A 12194-nucleotide genomic window follows, 5' to 3' on the forward strand; every position below is an offset into this window, starting at 1 on the left:
CAGCGGCCAGCGCCGGCGCCTGCTCACTGCGCTCAGCCAGCCACTGGCCCAGGCCCTGGCACGGGCGCGGCTGGCCGAGGACCTGGAAGCGGCGAGGCTGCACGGGGAGACCGAACAGTTGCGCAGCGCCTTGCTGGCTTCGGTATCCCATGACCTGCGCACACCGCTGACCTCAATGCGCGGCAGTATCGACAGCCTGCTGGCCCTGGGGGAAGCGATCCCCCTGGAAGATCGGCGAGAGCTGCTGGAGGGCACGCGGGATGAGGCCGAGCGCCTGGACCGCTATATACAGAACCTGCTGGACATGACCCGGCTCGGCCATGGGGCCCTGAAGCTGGCCCGGGACTGGGTCGCGCCGGGGGATATCGTCGGCAGTGCCCTGAACCGCCTGCGGGCGGTGCTGGCGCCGTTGCAAGTGGCCACCGAACTGCCAGCGGACTTGCCCTTGCTCTACGTTCATGCGGCGCTGATCGAGCAGGCGCTGGTCAATGTGCTGGAGAATGCTGCCCGCTTCTCGCCACCCCAGGGCCATCTGCAGTTGAAAGTCAGTGCCAGCGAGCAGGAATTGAGCTTCGCCGTCAGTGATGAGGGCCCGGGGATTCCCGAGGATGAGCGGGCAAAGATCTTCGACATGTTCTACACCGCTGCCCGTGGCGACCGCGGCGGGCAAGGCACCGGCCTGGGCCTGGCGATCTGCCAGGGCATGGTCGGCGCCCATGGCGGGCATATCAGTGTCGCCGAGGGCATTGGCGGCAAGGGGACATGCATCACCTTGCACCTGCCGTTGCAGACCCAGCCGGAGCTTGAGTCCGACCTGTGAATACCTGTAGAACGCGCTGCGGCCTTGCCGCGTCAGCGCCACACGGATGCGGCATGCCTTGCGCTACGCTTTTGCCTCTTAATTTGTCTTGAACTGAAACCATGAGCCAGACCGCGACCATCCTGGTCATCGACGACGAGCCGCAGATTCGCAAGTTCCTGCGCATCAGCCTGGCGTCCCAGGGATACAAAGTGATTGAAGCCGGGACCGGCACCGAAGGCCTGGCCCAGGCCGCCTTGAACAAGCCGGACCTGCTGGTACTTGATTTGGGGCTGCCGGACATGGATGGGCAGCAGGTGCTGCGCGAGTTTCGCGAGTGGTCGGCGGTGCCGGTGCTGGTGCTTTCGGTGCGTGCCAGCGAGTTGCAGAAGGTCGAGGCGCTGGATGGTGGTGCCAACGACTATGTGACCAAGCCTTTCGGTATCCAGGAGTTCCTGGCGCGGATTCGCGCCCTGTTGCGCCAGGCGCCGAGCGGGGAAGTGCAGGAGGCGGCGTTGCAAGTGGGGCCGCTGACGGTCGACCTGGCTTATCGGCGGGTGCTGCTGGACGGTGTCGAAGTGGCCCTGACCCGCAAGGAATATGCGGTGCTGGCCCAGCTGGCGCGGCACCCGGGGCGGGTGATTACCCAGCAGCAACTGCTCAAGGACATCTGGGGCCCGACCCACACCGAGGACAGTCATTACCTGCGGATCGTGGTCGGGCACTTGCGCCAGAAGCTGGCGGACGATCCGACCCGGCCACGCTTCATCGTCACCGAGGCGGGGGTCGGCTACCGCCTGCTGGGCGCCGATTCCTGAGTTTGCGGCCTTTCGCTACTGGTCCTGCTCGTAGCGGTCCAGGGTATCGCTGGCAATCTCACGGCCCAGGGCGATCAGCTCCGGCGCCTTGTAGAACTCGAAGAAACGGCAGACGCGCTTGGGCACGTTGATGAGGATATCGGGCGGGTAACCGGCGATCTTGTACTGCGCCAGGGAGGTCTGCATGACCTCGAAGCTCTGGTTGACCAGGTCCAGCAATGACGCCGGGCCGACGTTGTCGATGATGAAGGAGCCGCTGGCGGATTTCGGCGCGCCGTCGGTTTGCGGCGCGGCGGCCGGTTGCTGGGCTTCCGGTTCGGCGCCCTCGACCCATGGATTGATCTCCGCGGCTTCGCTCTTGAAGGCTTCCTGCTCGAGCAGTAGCAGTTGTTCGGCCTGCTTGCGGCGAAACGGCAGGTGTGAGCCCAGGGAGTTGATCAGGCTGTCAAAGCGGCTCTTGAACGCGGGTGGGCGCTGGATCACCGGTAACTGGTAGTGGCGCTGGTTGGTGGAGTTGAGGTTCACCGCAATGATCAGGTCGCAGTGGCTGGAAACCACCGGAACGATGGGCAGCGGGTTGAGCAGGCCGCCGTCCACCAGCATGCGGTTGCCCTGCATGACCGGGGTGAACAGGCTGGGGATCGCGGCGGAAGCACGCATGGCCTGATGCAGGCAGCCTTCCTGGAACCAGATTTCCTGCTGGTTGGTCAGGTCGGTGGCGACGGCGGTATAGGGGATGCGCAGGTCTTCGATGTTCACTTCGCCGACGATCTTGCGGATCTGGCCGAAGACTTTCTCGCCGCGAATCGCCCCCAGCCGAAAGCTCACGTCCACCAGGCGCAGCACGTCGAGGTAGTCCAGGCTTTCGATCCATTCCCGGTACTCGGCGAGCTTACCTGCGGCGTAGATGCCGCCGACCACCGCGCCCATCGAGCAGCCGGCAATGCAGGCGATGTCATAACCGCGTTTTTCGATTTCCTCGATGACGCCGATATGGGCGTAACCGCGAGCGCCCCCCGACCCAAGGACCAATGCGACACGTTTGCTCATGATTCGTCCCTTCGACAAACAGGCTGCAACAATGCACCCATAGCGCCTCGTGGTTCAATTGCTGATGCGCTGCGGGGCCTGTGAGTTTTTTTCTAGGGCCGCCGGGGCCGCGAGGCTATGCTCCTGCAGCTATATTTTCCAAGGGGTGGGACTGGCACTTTTTCCTGCGGCCATCGTCTTAACCTGTACGACTGTTTTCCCTATCTTGAGGTGTCATCGATGAAAGCCTGGATCTGCCTGCCCCTGATTGCGTTGGTATTGACCGGTTGTGCAGGCAAGACTGCCTACCGTGACAGTTGCGGCACGCAGCTGGACGCTGCCTGGCACGAGCTGGACCTGGCCAAGGCCGAAGGTTTCGCTGGCACCGTGAGTTACTCCAAGGCGTTGTCGCTGCTGACCGGCGCCAAGACCCAGCAGCAGTTCGAAGCCTTCGAAGGCTGCACCAACAAGGCCGAGAAGGCGCGTTTCTACATTCGTGAATCCCGGGCCGGGCGCTGAGCCGCGACAGCCGCTAAGCTGGTCCGACAATCATCACCGCGAACCTGAATGATCTGGCGCAATGCCTGTCGCCGGTTCGCGGTGCCATTCTTGGAACTGGATAAGCCGAAGTCAGGCTTTTGACTCGTGTTGGGGAAGCCTTGATGTCTGCCTTGGTTGATCGTTTGGTGGCTCAGGTTCTGGGCCTGGAAGTGAGTTTGCTGGCTTGTCAGGCCCGCTTGTCGGCCGCCACGGATGCCGAGGCCTTGCATGATCTGCGCATCAGCGTGCGACGCTTGCGCAGCCTGTTGCGCCCGTTGCGTGGCCTGCCCGGAGTGGAGCAACTGGAAGCCGCGGCCAGCGAAGTGGGGCGGGTGACCACGCCGATTCGTGATCGTGAAGTATTGGCGGCCTATCTGCATCAGCATGGCCAGCATGCTGCTGCCGACCGTCGTACCTCACAACTGTTGCATGAGTACTCGGCAGTGGCCGCGGGGGCGGAATTGGCGCAGTTGTTTCTGGTGCTGGATGCCTTCCCCAGGTTCCTCCGGGCCTCTGAGCGCCAAGGTTTGCTGCGGGGCCTGCGCGGCAGTATCGAAAAACGCCTGGCCAAGCAGTGGAAAGCCTTGGGCCAGGCGCTGCTGGACCCTGCCCACGACCGTCATCGCCTGCGTCTGCTGATCAAGCGGGTGCGTTACGCCGCCGATGCCTATCCCGAGCTGGATCGCTTGCCCTCCCAGGCGATGAAGCGCCTCAAGGCGGCTCAAAGCGCCCTGGGCGATTGGCATGATTGCTGGCAATGGCTGGCCCAGGCCGAACAGCAACTGGATTTACTGCCCTGTGTGGCGGTCTGGCGCAGAACCATGCTCAAGGCCGAGGCCCGCTCCGATCAGGTGCTGGAGCAACTGCATCGCGATTGCTTCAAGCGGTGAAGGCCAAAGGGCGGCTTATCTGTCCGCTGCTTTGGCCGGAATAATGGCTGTGTGGCTCTGCGACGCTGGTTAAGATCCCTCAGTCTATTTTTTGTCCCCCGAGGTTTTCATGCGTTTCTACGATTTGCTCGAAGCCGTTCGCGGCCAGCCCCAGGCGCTGACCATTCCGGCGGAATGGGCACAGGGGCGCGCCAGTTTCGGTGGCCTGGTGGTTGCTCTGCAGTATGAAGCGATGCGGGCCAAGGTTGCGGCGGACCGCCCCGTGCGGTCGCTGGCGGTCACCTTTGTCGGCCCGGTGGCGCCAGATGTGCCGGTCAGTTTCGAGGTGGATGTGCTGCGCGAAGGCAAGGCCGTCAGCCAGGTACTGGGGCGGGTCATGCAGGAGGGTCAGGTGGTGACTCTGGTGCAGGGCAGTTTTGGCGCTTCCCGTGAATCGTCCGTCAGTGTGGCCGCCGAACCAGCGCCCGAAATGAAACACTGGGATGACTGCCAGGAGCTGCCTTATATCCAGGGCGTGACGCCGGAGTTCATGCGTCATCTGGCAATGCGCTGGAGCATCGGTGGCCTGCCATTCACCGGCAATCGTTCCCGCGACATGGGCGGTTGGGTGCGCTTGCGTGGGGATGTGAAGGAAGAGCCGGTCACCGAGGCGCATATCCTGGCGCTGGTGGATGCCTGGCCGCCGGCGCTGTTGCCGCACCTGACCAAGCCCGCTGCGGGCAGCACCCTGACCTGGACCATCGAGTTCGTCCAGCCGTTGCTGGAACTGAGCACTCTGGACTGGTGCAAGTACCGGGTGGAAATCGAACACGCGCGTGACGGCTACGGGCATGCGGCAGCGGCCTTGTGGAATGCTGAGGGCCAATTGATCGCCCTGAGCCGCCAGACGGTGACCATCTTCGCCTGAGCCATCAGTGCCGGTGGCGCTGCAACCAGGCACGCCACCAGGCACCGCTCAGGACAAAGCGTGGAAAGGTCACGAACTGTTCCACCAGCAGCCGTTGCACGGCATCCTTGCGATCACTGAAGGGCTCGGCGGCCTGGACCTCCAGGCTGTGTCCGTGGCGCTGCAGGCCCAGGGCTGCGAGGATGCCGACCACACCGATGGCCAGGCTCAGGAAGCTCAAGGAAAACACGCCCGAAACAATCAGCAGAAAGCCGATGATGAATAGCGGTACGGCAATCAGGTGCAATACCAGATTGGCAGGGTGCTGGTGATTCTGCGGGTAGACGCGCCATTGCCAGGCGGGGAGGTTGGGGTGACGTTTGCCCATGATGATCATCCTTAGTTCTTGAAGACTCATGAACCAAGGATAGGGGCCAGTTGGGATGGCGGCGAATCAAGGCTGGCTATCGGTCCGATAGCCAGTAGAGGGGGGTAGAGGCACTCGGATCAGAGTTTCAGCTGGCCTATGGCTTTGCTCAACTCACCGGCCAGGGTCGCCAGTTCACTGCTGGTGGTGGCCGAGGCAACGGTCTGTTGCACGGTGTTCTCGGTGACATCGCGAATGCTCACCACCGCCCGGTTCATTTCTTCCGCTACCTGGCTCTGCTGTTCCGCTGCGACAGCGATCTGCGTGTTGCTTTCGCGCATCTGGGCTACGGCGCCGGTGATTTCCGCCAGTGCCGCGCCGGCTTCCTGGGCCTGTTGCACGCAGTCATCGGCCTTGAACGAGCTTTCCTGCATGAAATCCACAGCATCCCGGGTGCCGGCCTGCAGGGCCGAGACCATGCTGGTGATCTCGTCGGTGGAGGTCTGCACACGCTTGGCCAGGTTGCGCACTTCATCCGCTACCACGGCAAAACCGCGGCCCATTTCCCCTGCTCGAGCGGCTTCGATGGCGGCATTGAGTGCCAGCAGGTTGGTCTGCTCGGCGATGCTGTGGATAACGTTGACCACGCCATTGATCTTCTGGCTGTCCTCGGCGAGCTTCTGAATCATCTCGGCGGTCTGCTGCACGCCATTGGAAAGCCCGGCGATGGATTTCTGCACCCGGCCCACCACTTCATGGCCGGTACCGGCCAGGGTGTCGGCGGTCTGCGACAGGTCCCGGGTGGCACCGGCATGCTGGGCGATGTGATAGACGGTGGCGGACATCTCGTTGATGGCCGTGGCGGCCTGATCGGTTTCGCTCTGCTGGCCGAGCATGCCGTGGCGTACATCGTTCATGCTCGAGGCCAGGCGTGCGGCGCCCTGGTCCAGCTGCCGGGCGGTATTGGCCACGGTATTGACTACCCGCTGGTATCCGGCCTGCATGGCATTGAAGGCACTGGCCATTTGACCCACCTCGTCCTTGCAGGACAGCGGCACGCGAGCAGACAGGTCGCCGGTCTTCTCCACGTGCAGCATGACGTCCTTGAGGGTGTTGAGTTGGCTGAGGAGGAAACGGATCAGCAACTGCGAGGCGCAGAGCATGGCGAACATCAGGATGAACACTGCGACGGCGTAATTGGTGAAACGATCGCTGAAGACCTGGGCCAGGCTCGGGGCATAGGCCAGTACGGCGACCTGCTGGCCGTCGGCGCGCTGGATCACGTCAGCGCCCAGTAGCGGATTTTCACCGAACAGCGGCATCGGGTTGAGCTCGACCCAGCCGTTGGCGCCGTTGAGTTCGCTGAGAGTCTGCTCGTTGAGGCTGGGTGTCTGCCCCCGGGAGAAATACAGCAGGTGTTCGGCGCTGGGCAGCGTCTGTCCGACGGGCCAGGCGCCGAGCAGCCTCGCCTCGGCCTGGGCGGCAGCCTGGGCTGTCTGGCTGCGAGCCTGTTGCTCCAGTTGCACGGCGTACAGCACCAATAACAAGGTGGTGACGAAGGCGACTGCATTGACCGCCCAGAATTTGTACTTCAGCGAGATATTGCTAAGCCAGGCACCCATGGAAGGTCTTCTCTGATTGAGCGAAACAGTATTGGCAAGGTGCCATTATTGTGCCGCCATGATCTCGGAAAAATCTTGATGTGGGTCAAGCAATCTCTGGCAAGCGAAAAAACGCCCGAGAGCAGGCGGTACTGTGGCTTGCAAGGTCTTCCAGGGTTTCACCGCGGTGCAATGCAACTTCTCGTAAAACCTCGGTCAGATAGGCTGGTTCGTTACGACCATTTTTCGGCTTTGGCCGCAAGCTGCGGGGTAGCAGATAGGGGGCATCACTTTCCAGCATCAGGCGCCCGCGGGGGATGTCGCGTACCAGCGGGTGCAGGTGGGTGCCGCGGCGTTCGTCGCAGATCCAGCCAGTGATGCCGATGTGCAGGTCCAAATCGAGGTAGCTGAACAGGGCCTTTTGTTCACCGGTAAAGCAGTGGACTACAGCAGCCGGCAAGCGATCACGGAAATCCCGCAGGATGTCCAGCAAGCGCTGGTTGGCGTCACGTTCGTGGAGAAACACTGGCAACTGCAACTCGACAGCCAGGGCCAGGTGTTCTTCCAGGACTTTTTCCTGTTGCGGGCGGGGAGAGAAGTCCCGGTTGAAGTCCAGGCCACATTCGCCCACGGCGCGTACCCGTGGCTCTCCAAGTAGAGCGCGCAAGCGTCGCGGGCTGTCGGCATTCCAGTCGCTGGCGCTGTGGGGATGCAGCCCGGCGGTGGCAAACAGTCTCTGCCCGTCGGCGTCCAGTTTCTGGCACAACTCCAGGGCCTGTTCACTGCCTTCGACGCTGGTTCCGGTGAGGACCAACTGGCACACCCCAGCCTCATAAGCACGATTGAGAACGGCTTGGTGTTTTTCGGCAAAACTGGGATTGGTCAGGTTGACGCCGATATCGATGAGTTGCATGGTGCTATCTCCGCCTGCGGCCGGAAAGCATATCAGAGCTGTAGATTTATAAGAAAAACCAAGAACTACAACGAGTTATAGCTGTCTTTTGCTGCCGGACCAGAGCAACGGCCACGTTCTTCAGCGCCATTGCACGGGTCTTTCGCAGCTTGCCAGCGCTCAAGGCGCTCTGTTTCTGGCAATCAATTCTTCAAAAAGCGACGAAGGGTTGAACAGTATTCTTTGCGGAGAACGGATGACCCGATCCTCGATATTGCTCGCGCTGTGCCTGTCATTGCTGCTGCCCTCGCCGGCGCTGGCGCGCTTGCCCGGGCCACTGGAAGCACACGCCACGGGAAAAGTGCGCGACCTGGCGGAAATCCGCAGCAGCCGGGTACTCCGGGTGCTGGTCAATCAGAGCCGCAATAGCTCCGGAGAAGTCCAGGGCCAGGCCATAGGTGTCGAGTACCACCGCCTGCGCTCGTTCGAGCAGTACCTCAATGGCCATGCTCGCGACGGCCAGGAAATCAGCCTGAAGATCATTCCCAAAGCCAAGGATCAATTGCTGGGTGCATTGCAGCGGGGCGAGGGCGACCTGGTGGCGCCTGGTGAGCTGCTGGAAGCCCAGCCCGGAAATGCGGTCAGCTCCAGCGACCCGATCGTCAGTAATGTTCCCCTGCTGCTGATCGGGATCAAGGGTGAGCGCCGTTATACACGGATCGAACAGCTGTCCGGCAAGACCCTGACCCTGACTACCGGTAGTGCGGCGGGGGACGCGGTCAGCCAGATCAATCAGAAGCTGGCCCTGCACAAGCTGGCGCCGATCAAGGTGGAGTGGGTCGACCCCAGCCTGGCGGTGGAGGATGTGCTGGAAATGGTCCAGGGCGGCATTTTTCACCTGACGGTTGTCGAGCAGCCGATTGCCGAACGCTGGAGCAAGATCCTGCCCAAATTGCGTTTGGACAGGCAGTTGAAGATCAGTGAGCCGGGTGAAGAACACTGGTTTGTCCGGCGCGATGCGTCGATGCTGCGGGCGAGTATCGACCGCTTCCTCAAGACCTATAAGGCGCCGGTGGATCAGGATGTGGCGTTCCTGCGTATCTACCGACGCCAGTATCAGGTGCACTATCCCCTGGCCCGGGCCGACCGTCAGCGTCTGGAAAAACTGCGTCCGGTTTTGCAGAAGCATGCCGGCGAACAGGGCATGGACTGGCTGAACCTGGCGGCGCTGGCGTTCAAGGAGTCAGCGTTGCAACCCCCTTCCAGAAGCGGCAGCGGCCCTACCGGGCTGATGCAGATCACGCCTTCGGCAGCGCAGCGGGTCGGGGTCAACAATATTCAGTCCGTAGATAGCAATGTGCAGGCAGGGGCCAAGTACCTGGCGATGATTCGCCGTAAATTTTTTGCCAGCCCCAAACTCAATGAGCGCGAGCGCATGGCATTTGTGCTGGCGGCCTACAACATGGGGCCGGAGCGGGTGCAGGGTATGCGCAGTGAAGCCCGGCGGCGGGGGCTCAACCCCAACCAGTGGTTCTTTCAGGTGGAGCGCATCGCCATGGAGCAAGTGGGCATGGGGGCCGTCAGCTATGTTAATAGCGTCAACAAATACTATCTGGCCTTTGATCGTGAACGAGACTCCCTGGAGCCTCCGGAGCGAAAAGTTGCGTCACGTAAATAATCTAAAAAATCGATTATTAGCTTGGGTAATTTCCGCTTTTAACATGATTAAAACTGATTAGTATGGCGACCAACTTTCCTACCTTCACACAGGACTACACAGCATGAGCACACTGACCAACAAGCTACTGGGCACTCGCGCGGGCTACGGCTTGACCGTACTGCGGATCTTCGTCGGCATCATCTTCGTGGCGCACGGCTCGCAGAAACTCTTTGGCTGGTTTGGTGGTGGCGGTCTGGCGGGAACGGCGCAGTGGATGGAGAGTATCGGTCTGGCTCCCGGCTATTTGATGGCGTTGTTATCGGGGGGGACCGAGTTCTTTGCCGGTCTGGCATTGATCATTGGCCTGCTGGCGCGTCCCGCTGCATTGGGCCTGTCGTTTACCTTGCTGGTGGCGATTTTCTCGGTGCATATCAGCCATGGCCTGTTCATGGCCAACAACGGTTATGAGTTCGCTCTGGCACTGCTTGGCGGCACTGTCGCAGTTCTGATTGAGGGGGCCGGCAAGCTGTCTCTGGATGCGGCAATCGCCAAGTAAGTCGATGCGCGGGCGGTGTTCCAGAGGCTCTGGATCAGCCGTCGGCAAAGTTATCCCAGGCCTGCGAATGCAGGCCTTTTTCGTAGCTGACAAATCTTGACACTGACCTGTCGGCTTCTCTAGGATGCTGCTCATGCGCCGATTTAAACAGCTACTTGCGGGGCGCCAGGTGAGTCGAAAGATCACTGATAGAAGCTATAGTCAGGCTTCGAAATACCGCTAAAGCGCTGGTTCGGTGTTGCCTCTCACCTGCCCGGCAGAAATCTGAGGCAGAGACACAATACGATGAATGCACCACGCCCCCTTGTACGTCTTGCGCCGATCACGGCGAGTCTTTCCCAGCGCAATCCGAAAATCCTCCTGGGTGGCAAGCACCAGCCCACACTATTGCGTTATCTCGACGGTTGGCCACGACGTTCCCCGGGCCCAGCGGCATTTCTGATTCAATTTGTCGAAGAAGGTGAGTCCCTGGCACGCTTTGCCAGCGACAGCTTCGATCTGGCGGTCATTCCGGCACCCAGTGCAGCGGATGCTGCTGAAGTCATCAAGCAACTGACCCGCGTCGCTCGCCAGGGGTTGATCATCCGCCGCCAGTTCAGCAGTTGACCCGCCGGTAGTGCATCACGGCTGCTGAACTGCGCCTTGTACAGATCGGAATTCCATTGAACAGAAACCGACTGGAACGTCTTCAGTCGTGGCGGTTGTCCGTCATTTGGTGGCGATTAATGGCTTGATGATCAAACAACGGCATTGCGTTTGGCCAATTCGGCCAAGGCCACCAGGTTGGAAACATTGAAACGCTTGAGTAACCGCACTTTGTAGGTGCTGACGGTCTTGTGACTGATCAACAGCGCATCGGCAATCTGCTGGTTGTTCAGACCGGTAGCCAGCAGTTTCAGCACTGTTATTTCGCGGTCGGTCAGGCGGGAAATCAACACACTCTCCTGGTTGGCGGCGTTGGTGTTCTGCTGCAGGATATTAATGGTGTCTTCCGGAAAGTAGCTGTACCCGGAAAGGATGGCCTTTACCGCATTGGCCAATTCGTGAAGGTTCTCGGTCTTGCACAGAAAGCCTGCGGCTCCGGCTTGCAGGCAGCGCAGGGCGAAGTTTTTCGAATCACTTGAGGTCAGTACCAGGGTCTTGACGTGCAGCCCGGCGGACTTGATGTGCGCGATGACCGAGAAACCATCCAGGTTGGGGATGCCCAGGTCGAGGATCAGCAGGTCCGGCAGGTGCTTGCGCACCAGTTGCACGGCATCGGCACCGTTGTCGGCTTCGGCGACGATATTGTGATGATGAGGATCCAGTACCGACCTGATGGCCAGTCTGATCAGTGGATGGTCATCGACGATAATGATGTTGCCCATGTGGTACTTTCCCTTTGTTTTTGAGGTGTTGGTAGTTATTGGCCAGCTCTGTGGGGAATGGGTATCAAGCAGTGTGGCGTGCCGATTGCCGACGCTCTTGTCGAACCTATGCCCTGGGCCGTACGGCTCGGCTGTTTGGCCCTATGATTGGCTGACCTCTCTGAAATCTAAATCGGACAAATCTGATAGTGATGTCCATAGATCGGTGGCAGATGCCGCTCATGACGTGCCGGCTTTGTCGGCTCATACAACTAATGCGCAGCATGCATAAGGCTGGAGGCTGATTAGCCAATTGAGTACCAAGCTCATCACACAGGATGGTTACGACGCTCTGAAACAAGAGCTGGACTATTTATGGCGGGAGAAGCGCCCGGATATCACGCAGAAGGTCACCTGGGCGGCCTCGCTGGGCGATCGCAGCGAGAATGCGGACTATCAGTACAACAAGAAGCTTCTGCGGGAAATCGATCGTCGGGTGCGCTACATACGCAAGCGCCTGGAAGACATGAAGGTGGTTTCCTACGCGCCGGAACAGGAGGGGCGGGTGTTCTTTGGTGCTTGGGTCGAAGTCGAAAACGAGGCGGCCGAGATCAAGCGCTTTCGTATCGTCGGTTACGACGAGATCTACCTGCGCAAGGACTACATCTCCATCGACTCGCCCATGGCCAGGGCGTTACTGAAGAAGGAAGTGGGTGACGAGGCCGTTGTCCACACCCCGGCAGGTGAAACCTGCTGGTGGATCAACCAGATCGATTATGTGAAGTAGGCTCGCCGACCTGGGCAGGCGAG

The 12194-nt window shown here is 60.7% G+C and carries 14 protein-coding genes; 9 read left to right on the forward strand and 5 right to left on the reverse strand.

From position 1 onward, the window contains the following. Together F6S12_RS09225 and F6S12_RS09230 are read left to right on the forward strand one after the other, a co-directional pair. Nucleotides 1-820, forward strand: an 820-nt coding sequence (locus F6S12_RS09225; RefSeq protein WP_315868855.1) for a sensor histidine kinase, incomplete at its 5' end; no start/stop codon positions are given. Nucleotides 821-921: 101 nt separating this feature from the next. Beyond that, nucleotides 922-1617, forward strand: coding sequence for a response regulator (locus tag F6S12_RS09230; protein ID WP_011062565.1), 696 nt, complete (start codon nucleotides 922-924; stop codon nucleotides 1615-1617). Between the two features lie 15 nt (nucleotides 1618-1632). On the opposite strand, the gene F6S12_RS09235 is transcribed toward F6S12_RS09230, so the two are convergent. Beyond that, nucleotides 1633-2667, reverse strand: a complete 1035-nt coding sequence (locus F6S12_RS09235) for a patatin-like phospholipase family protein (protein ID WP_011062564.1) — start codon at nucleotides 2665-2667, stop codon at nucleotides 1633-1635. A gap of 219 nt (nucleotides 2668-2886) precedes the next feature. On the opposite strand from F6S12_RS09235, the gene F6S12_RS09240 reads away from it, so the two are divergent. The 3 genes from F6S12_RS09240 to F6S12_RS09250 all read left to right on the forward strand — a co-directional run bounded on the left by F6S12_RS09240 (nucleotide 2887) and on the right by F6S12_RS09250 (nucleotide 4983). Next, nucleotides 2887-3165 carry a hypothetical protein gene (locus F6S12_RS09240; RefSeq protein ID WP_011062563.1) on the forward strand — a complete coding sequence of 93 codons (279 nt, stop codon included), beginning with the start codon at nucleotides 2887-2889 and terminating at the stop codon, nucleotides 3163-3165. 143 nt (nucleotides 3166-3308) lie between these two features. Next, nucleotides 3309-4076, forward strand: coding sequence for a CHAD domain-containing protein (locus F6S12_RS09245; protein ID WP_011062562.1), 768 nt, complete (start codon nucleotides 3309-3311; stop codon nucleotides 4074-4076). Between the two features lie 109 nt (nucleotides 4077-4185). After that, nucleotides 4186-4983 (forward strand): acyl-CoA thioesterase, encoded by a 798-nt coding sequence (locus F6S12_RS09250; RefSeq protein ID WP_011062561.1) that lies wholly within the window; start codon nucleotides 4186-4188, stop codon nucleotides 4981-4983. 4 nt (nucleotides 4984-4987) lie between these two features. Here the strand turns inward: F6S12_RS09250 and F6S12_RS09255 are convergent, their stop codons facing one another. The 3 genes from F6S12_RS09255 to F6S12_RS09265 all read right to left on the reverse strand — a co-directional run bounded on the left by F6S12_RS09255 (nucleotide 4988) and on the right by F6S12_RS09265 (nucleotide 7843). Continuing rightward, complete coding sequence (locus tag F6S12_RS09255; protein ID WP_015636551.1) at nucleotides 4988-5350, reverse strand: hypothetical protein; 363 nt, start codon at nucleotides 5348-5350, stop codon at nucleotides 4988-4990. A 119-nt stretch (nucleotides 5351-5469) separates the two neighbouring features. After that, a complete protein-coding gene (locus tag F6S12_RS09260) occupies nucleotides 5470-6951 on the reverse strand; it encodes a methyl-accepting chemotaxis protein (RefSeq protein WP_015636550.1) in 1482 nt (493 codons plus the stop codon). An 85-nt stretch (nucleotides 6952-7036) separates the two neighbouring features. After that, complete coding sequence (locus tag F6S12_RS09265; RefSeq protein ID WP_015636549.1) at nucleotides 7037-7843, reverse strand: TatD family hydrolase; 807 nt, start codon at nucleotides 7841-7843, stop codon at nucleotides 7037-7039. A 235-nt stretch (nucleotides 7844-8078) separates the two neighbouring features. Between F6S12_RS09265 and F6S12_RS09270 the strand changes: the two genes are divergently transcribed. The 3 genes from F6S12_RS09270 (at nucleotide 8079) to F6S12_RS09280 (ending at nucleotide 10644) form a co-directional block, all read left to right on the forward strand. Further along, nucleotides 8079-9500, forward strand: coding sequence for a transglycosylase SLT domain-containing protein (locus F6S12_RS09270; protein ID WP_053153112.1), 1422 nt, complete (start codon nucleotides 8079-8081; stop codon nucleotides 9498-9500). 103 nt (nucleotides 9501-9603) lie between these two features. Beyond that, complete coding sequence (locus tag F6S12_RS09275; protein WP_011062556.1) at nucleotides 9604-10038, forward strand: DoxX family protein; 435 nt, start codon at nucleotides 9604-9606, stop codon at nucleotides 10036-10038. 285 nt (nucleotides 10039-10323) lie between these two features. Beyond that, entirely contained in the window at nucleotides 10324-10644 is a 321-nt protein-coding gene (locus F6S12_RS09280; protein ID WP_011062555.1) for a hypothetical protein, read from the forward strand. A 131-nt stretch (nucleotides 10645-10775) separates the two neighbouring features. Here F6S12_RS09280 and F6S12_RS09285 read toward each other — a convergent pair whose 3' ends face one another. Next, nucleotides 10776-11405 (reverse strand): response regulator transcription factor, encoded by a 630-nt coding sequence (locus F6S12_RS09285; RefSeq protein WP_011062554.1) that lies wholly within the window; start codon nucleotides 11403-11405, stop codon nucleotides 10776-10778. Between the two features lie 292 nt (nucleotides 11406-11697). On the opposite strand from F6S12_RS09285, the gene greB reads away from it, so the two are divergent. Beyond that, on the forward strand, nucleotides 11698-12171 hold the full coding sequence (gene greB, locus F6S12_RS09290) for a transcription elongation factor GreB (RefSeq protein WP_011062553.1): 474 nt from the start codon (nucleotides 11698-11700) through the stop codon (nucleotides 12169-12171). The last annotated feature ends 23 nt before the right edge of the window (nucleotides 12172-12194 follow it).

The organism is Pseudomonas sp. JV245A (genome assembly GCF_032424515.1).
Classification (GTDB): Bacteria; Pseudomonadota; Gammaproteobacteria; order Pseudomonadales; family Pseudomonadaceae; genus Aquipseudomonas; species Aquipseudomonas protegens.

Bases quoted from the DNA above. Each gene is read 5' to 3' on its own strand.
- F6S12_RS09230 (WP_011062565.1), top strand. From the start codon at position 922: ATGAGCCAGACCGCGACCATCCTGGTCATCGACGACGAGCCGCAGATT.
- F6S12_RS09235 (WP_011062564.1), bottom strand. From the start codon at position 2,667: ATGAGCAAACGTGTCGCATTGGTCCTTGGGTCGGGGGGCGCTCGCGGT.
- F6S12_RS09240 (WP_011062563.1), top strand. From the start codon at position 2,887: ATGAAAGCCTGGATCTGCCTGCCCCTGATTGCGTTGGTATTGACCGGT.
- F6S12_RS09245 (WP_011062562.1), top strand. From the start codon at position 3,309: ATGTCTGCCTTGGTTGATCGTTTGGTGGCTCAGGTTCTGGGCCTGGAA.
- F6S12_RS09250 (WP_011062561.1), top strand. From the start codon at position 4,186: ATGCGTTTCTACGATTTGCTCGAAGCCGTTCGCGGCCAGCCCCAGGCG.
- F6S12_RS09255 (WP_015636551.1), bottom strand. From the start codon at position 5,350: ATGGGCAAACGTCACCCCAACCTCCCCGCCTGGCAATGGCGCGTCTAC.
- F6S12_RS09260 (WP_015636550.1), bottom strand. From the start codon at position 6,951: ATGGGTGCCTGGCTTAGCAATATCTCGCTGAAGTACAAATTCTGGGCG.
- F6S12_RS09265 (WP_015636549.1), bottom strand. From the start codon at position 7,843: ATGCAACTCATCGATATCGGCGTCAACCTGACCAATCCCAGTTTTGCC.
- F6S12_RS09270 (WP_053153112.1), top strand. From the start codon at position 8,079: ATGACCCGATCCTCGATATTGCTCGCGCTGTGCCTGTCATTGCTGCTG.
- F6S12_RS09275 (WP_011062556.1), top strand. From the start codon at position 9,604: ATGAGCACACTGACCAACAAGCTACTGGGCACTCGCGCGGGCTACGGC.
- F6S12_RS09280 (WP_011062555.1), top strand. From the start codon at position 10,324: ATGAATGCACCACGCCCCCTTGTACGTCTTGCGCCGATCACGGCGAGT.
- F6S12_RS09285 (WP_011062554.1), bottom strand. From the start codon at position 11,405: ATGGGCAACATCATTATCGTCGATGACCATCCACTGATCAGACTGGCC.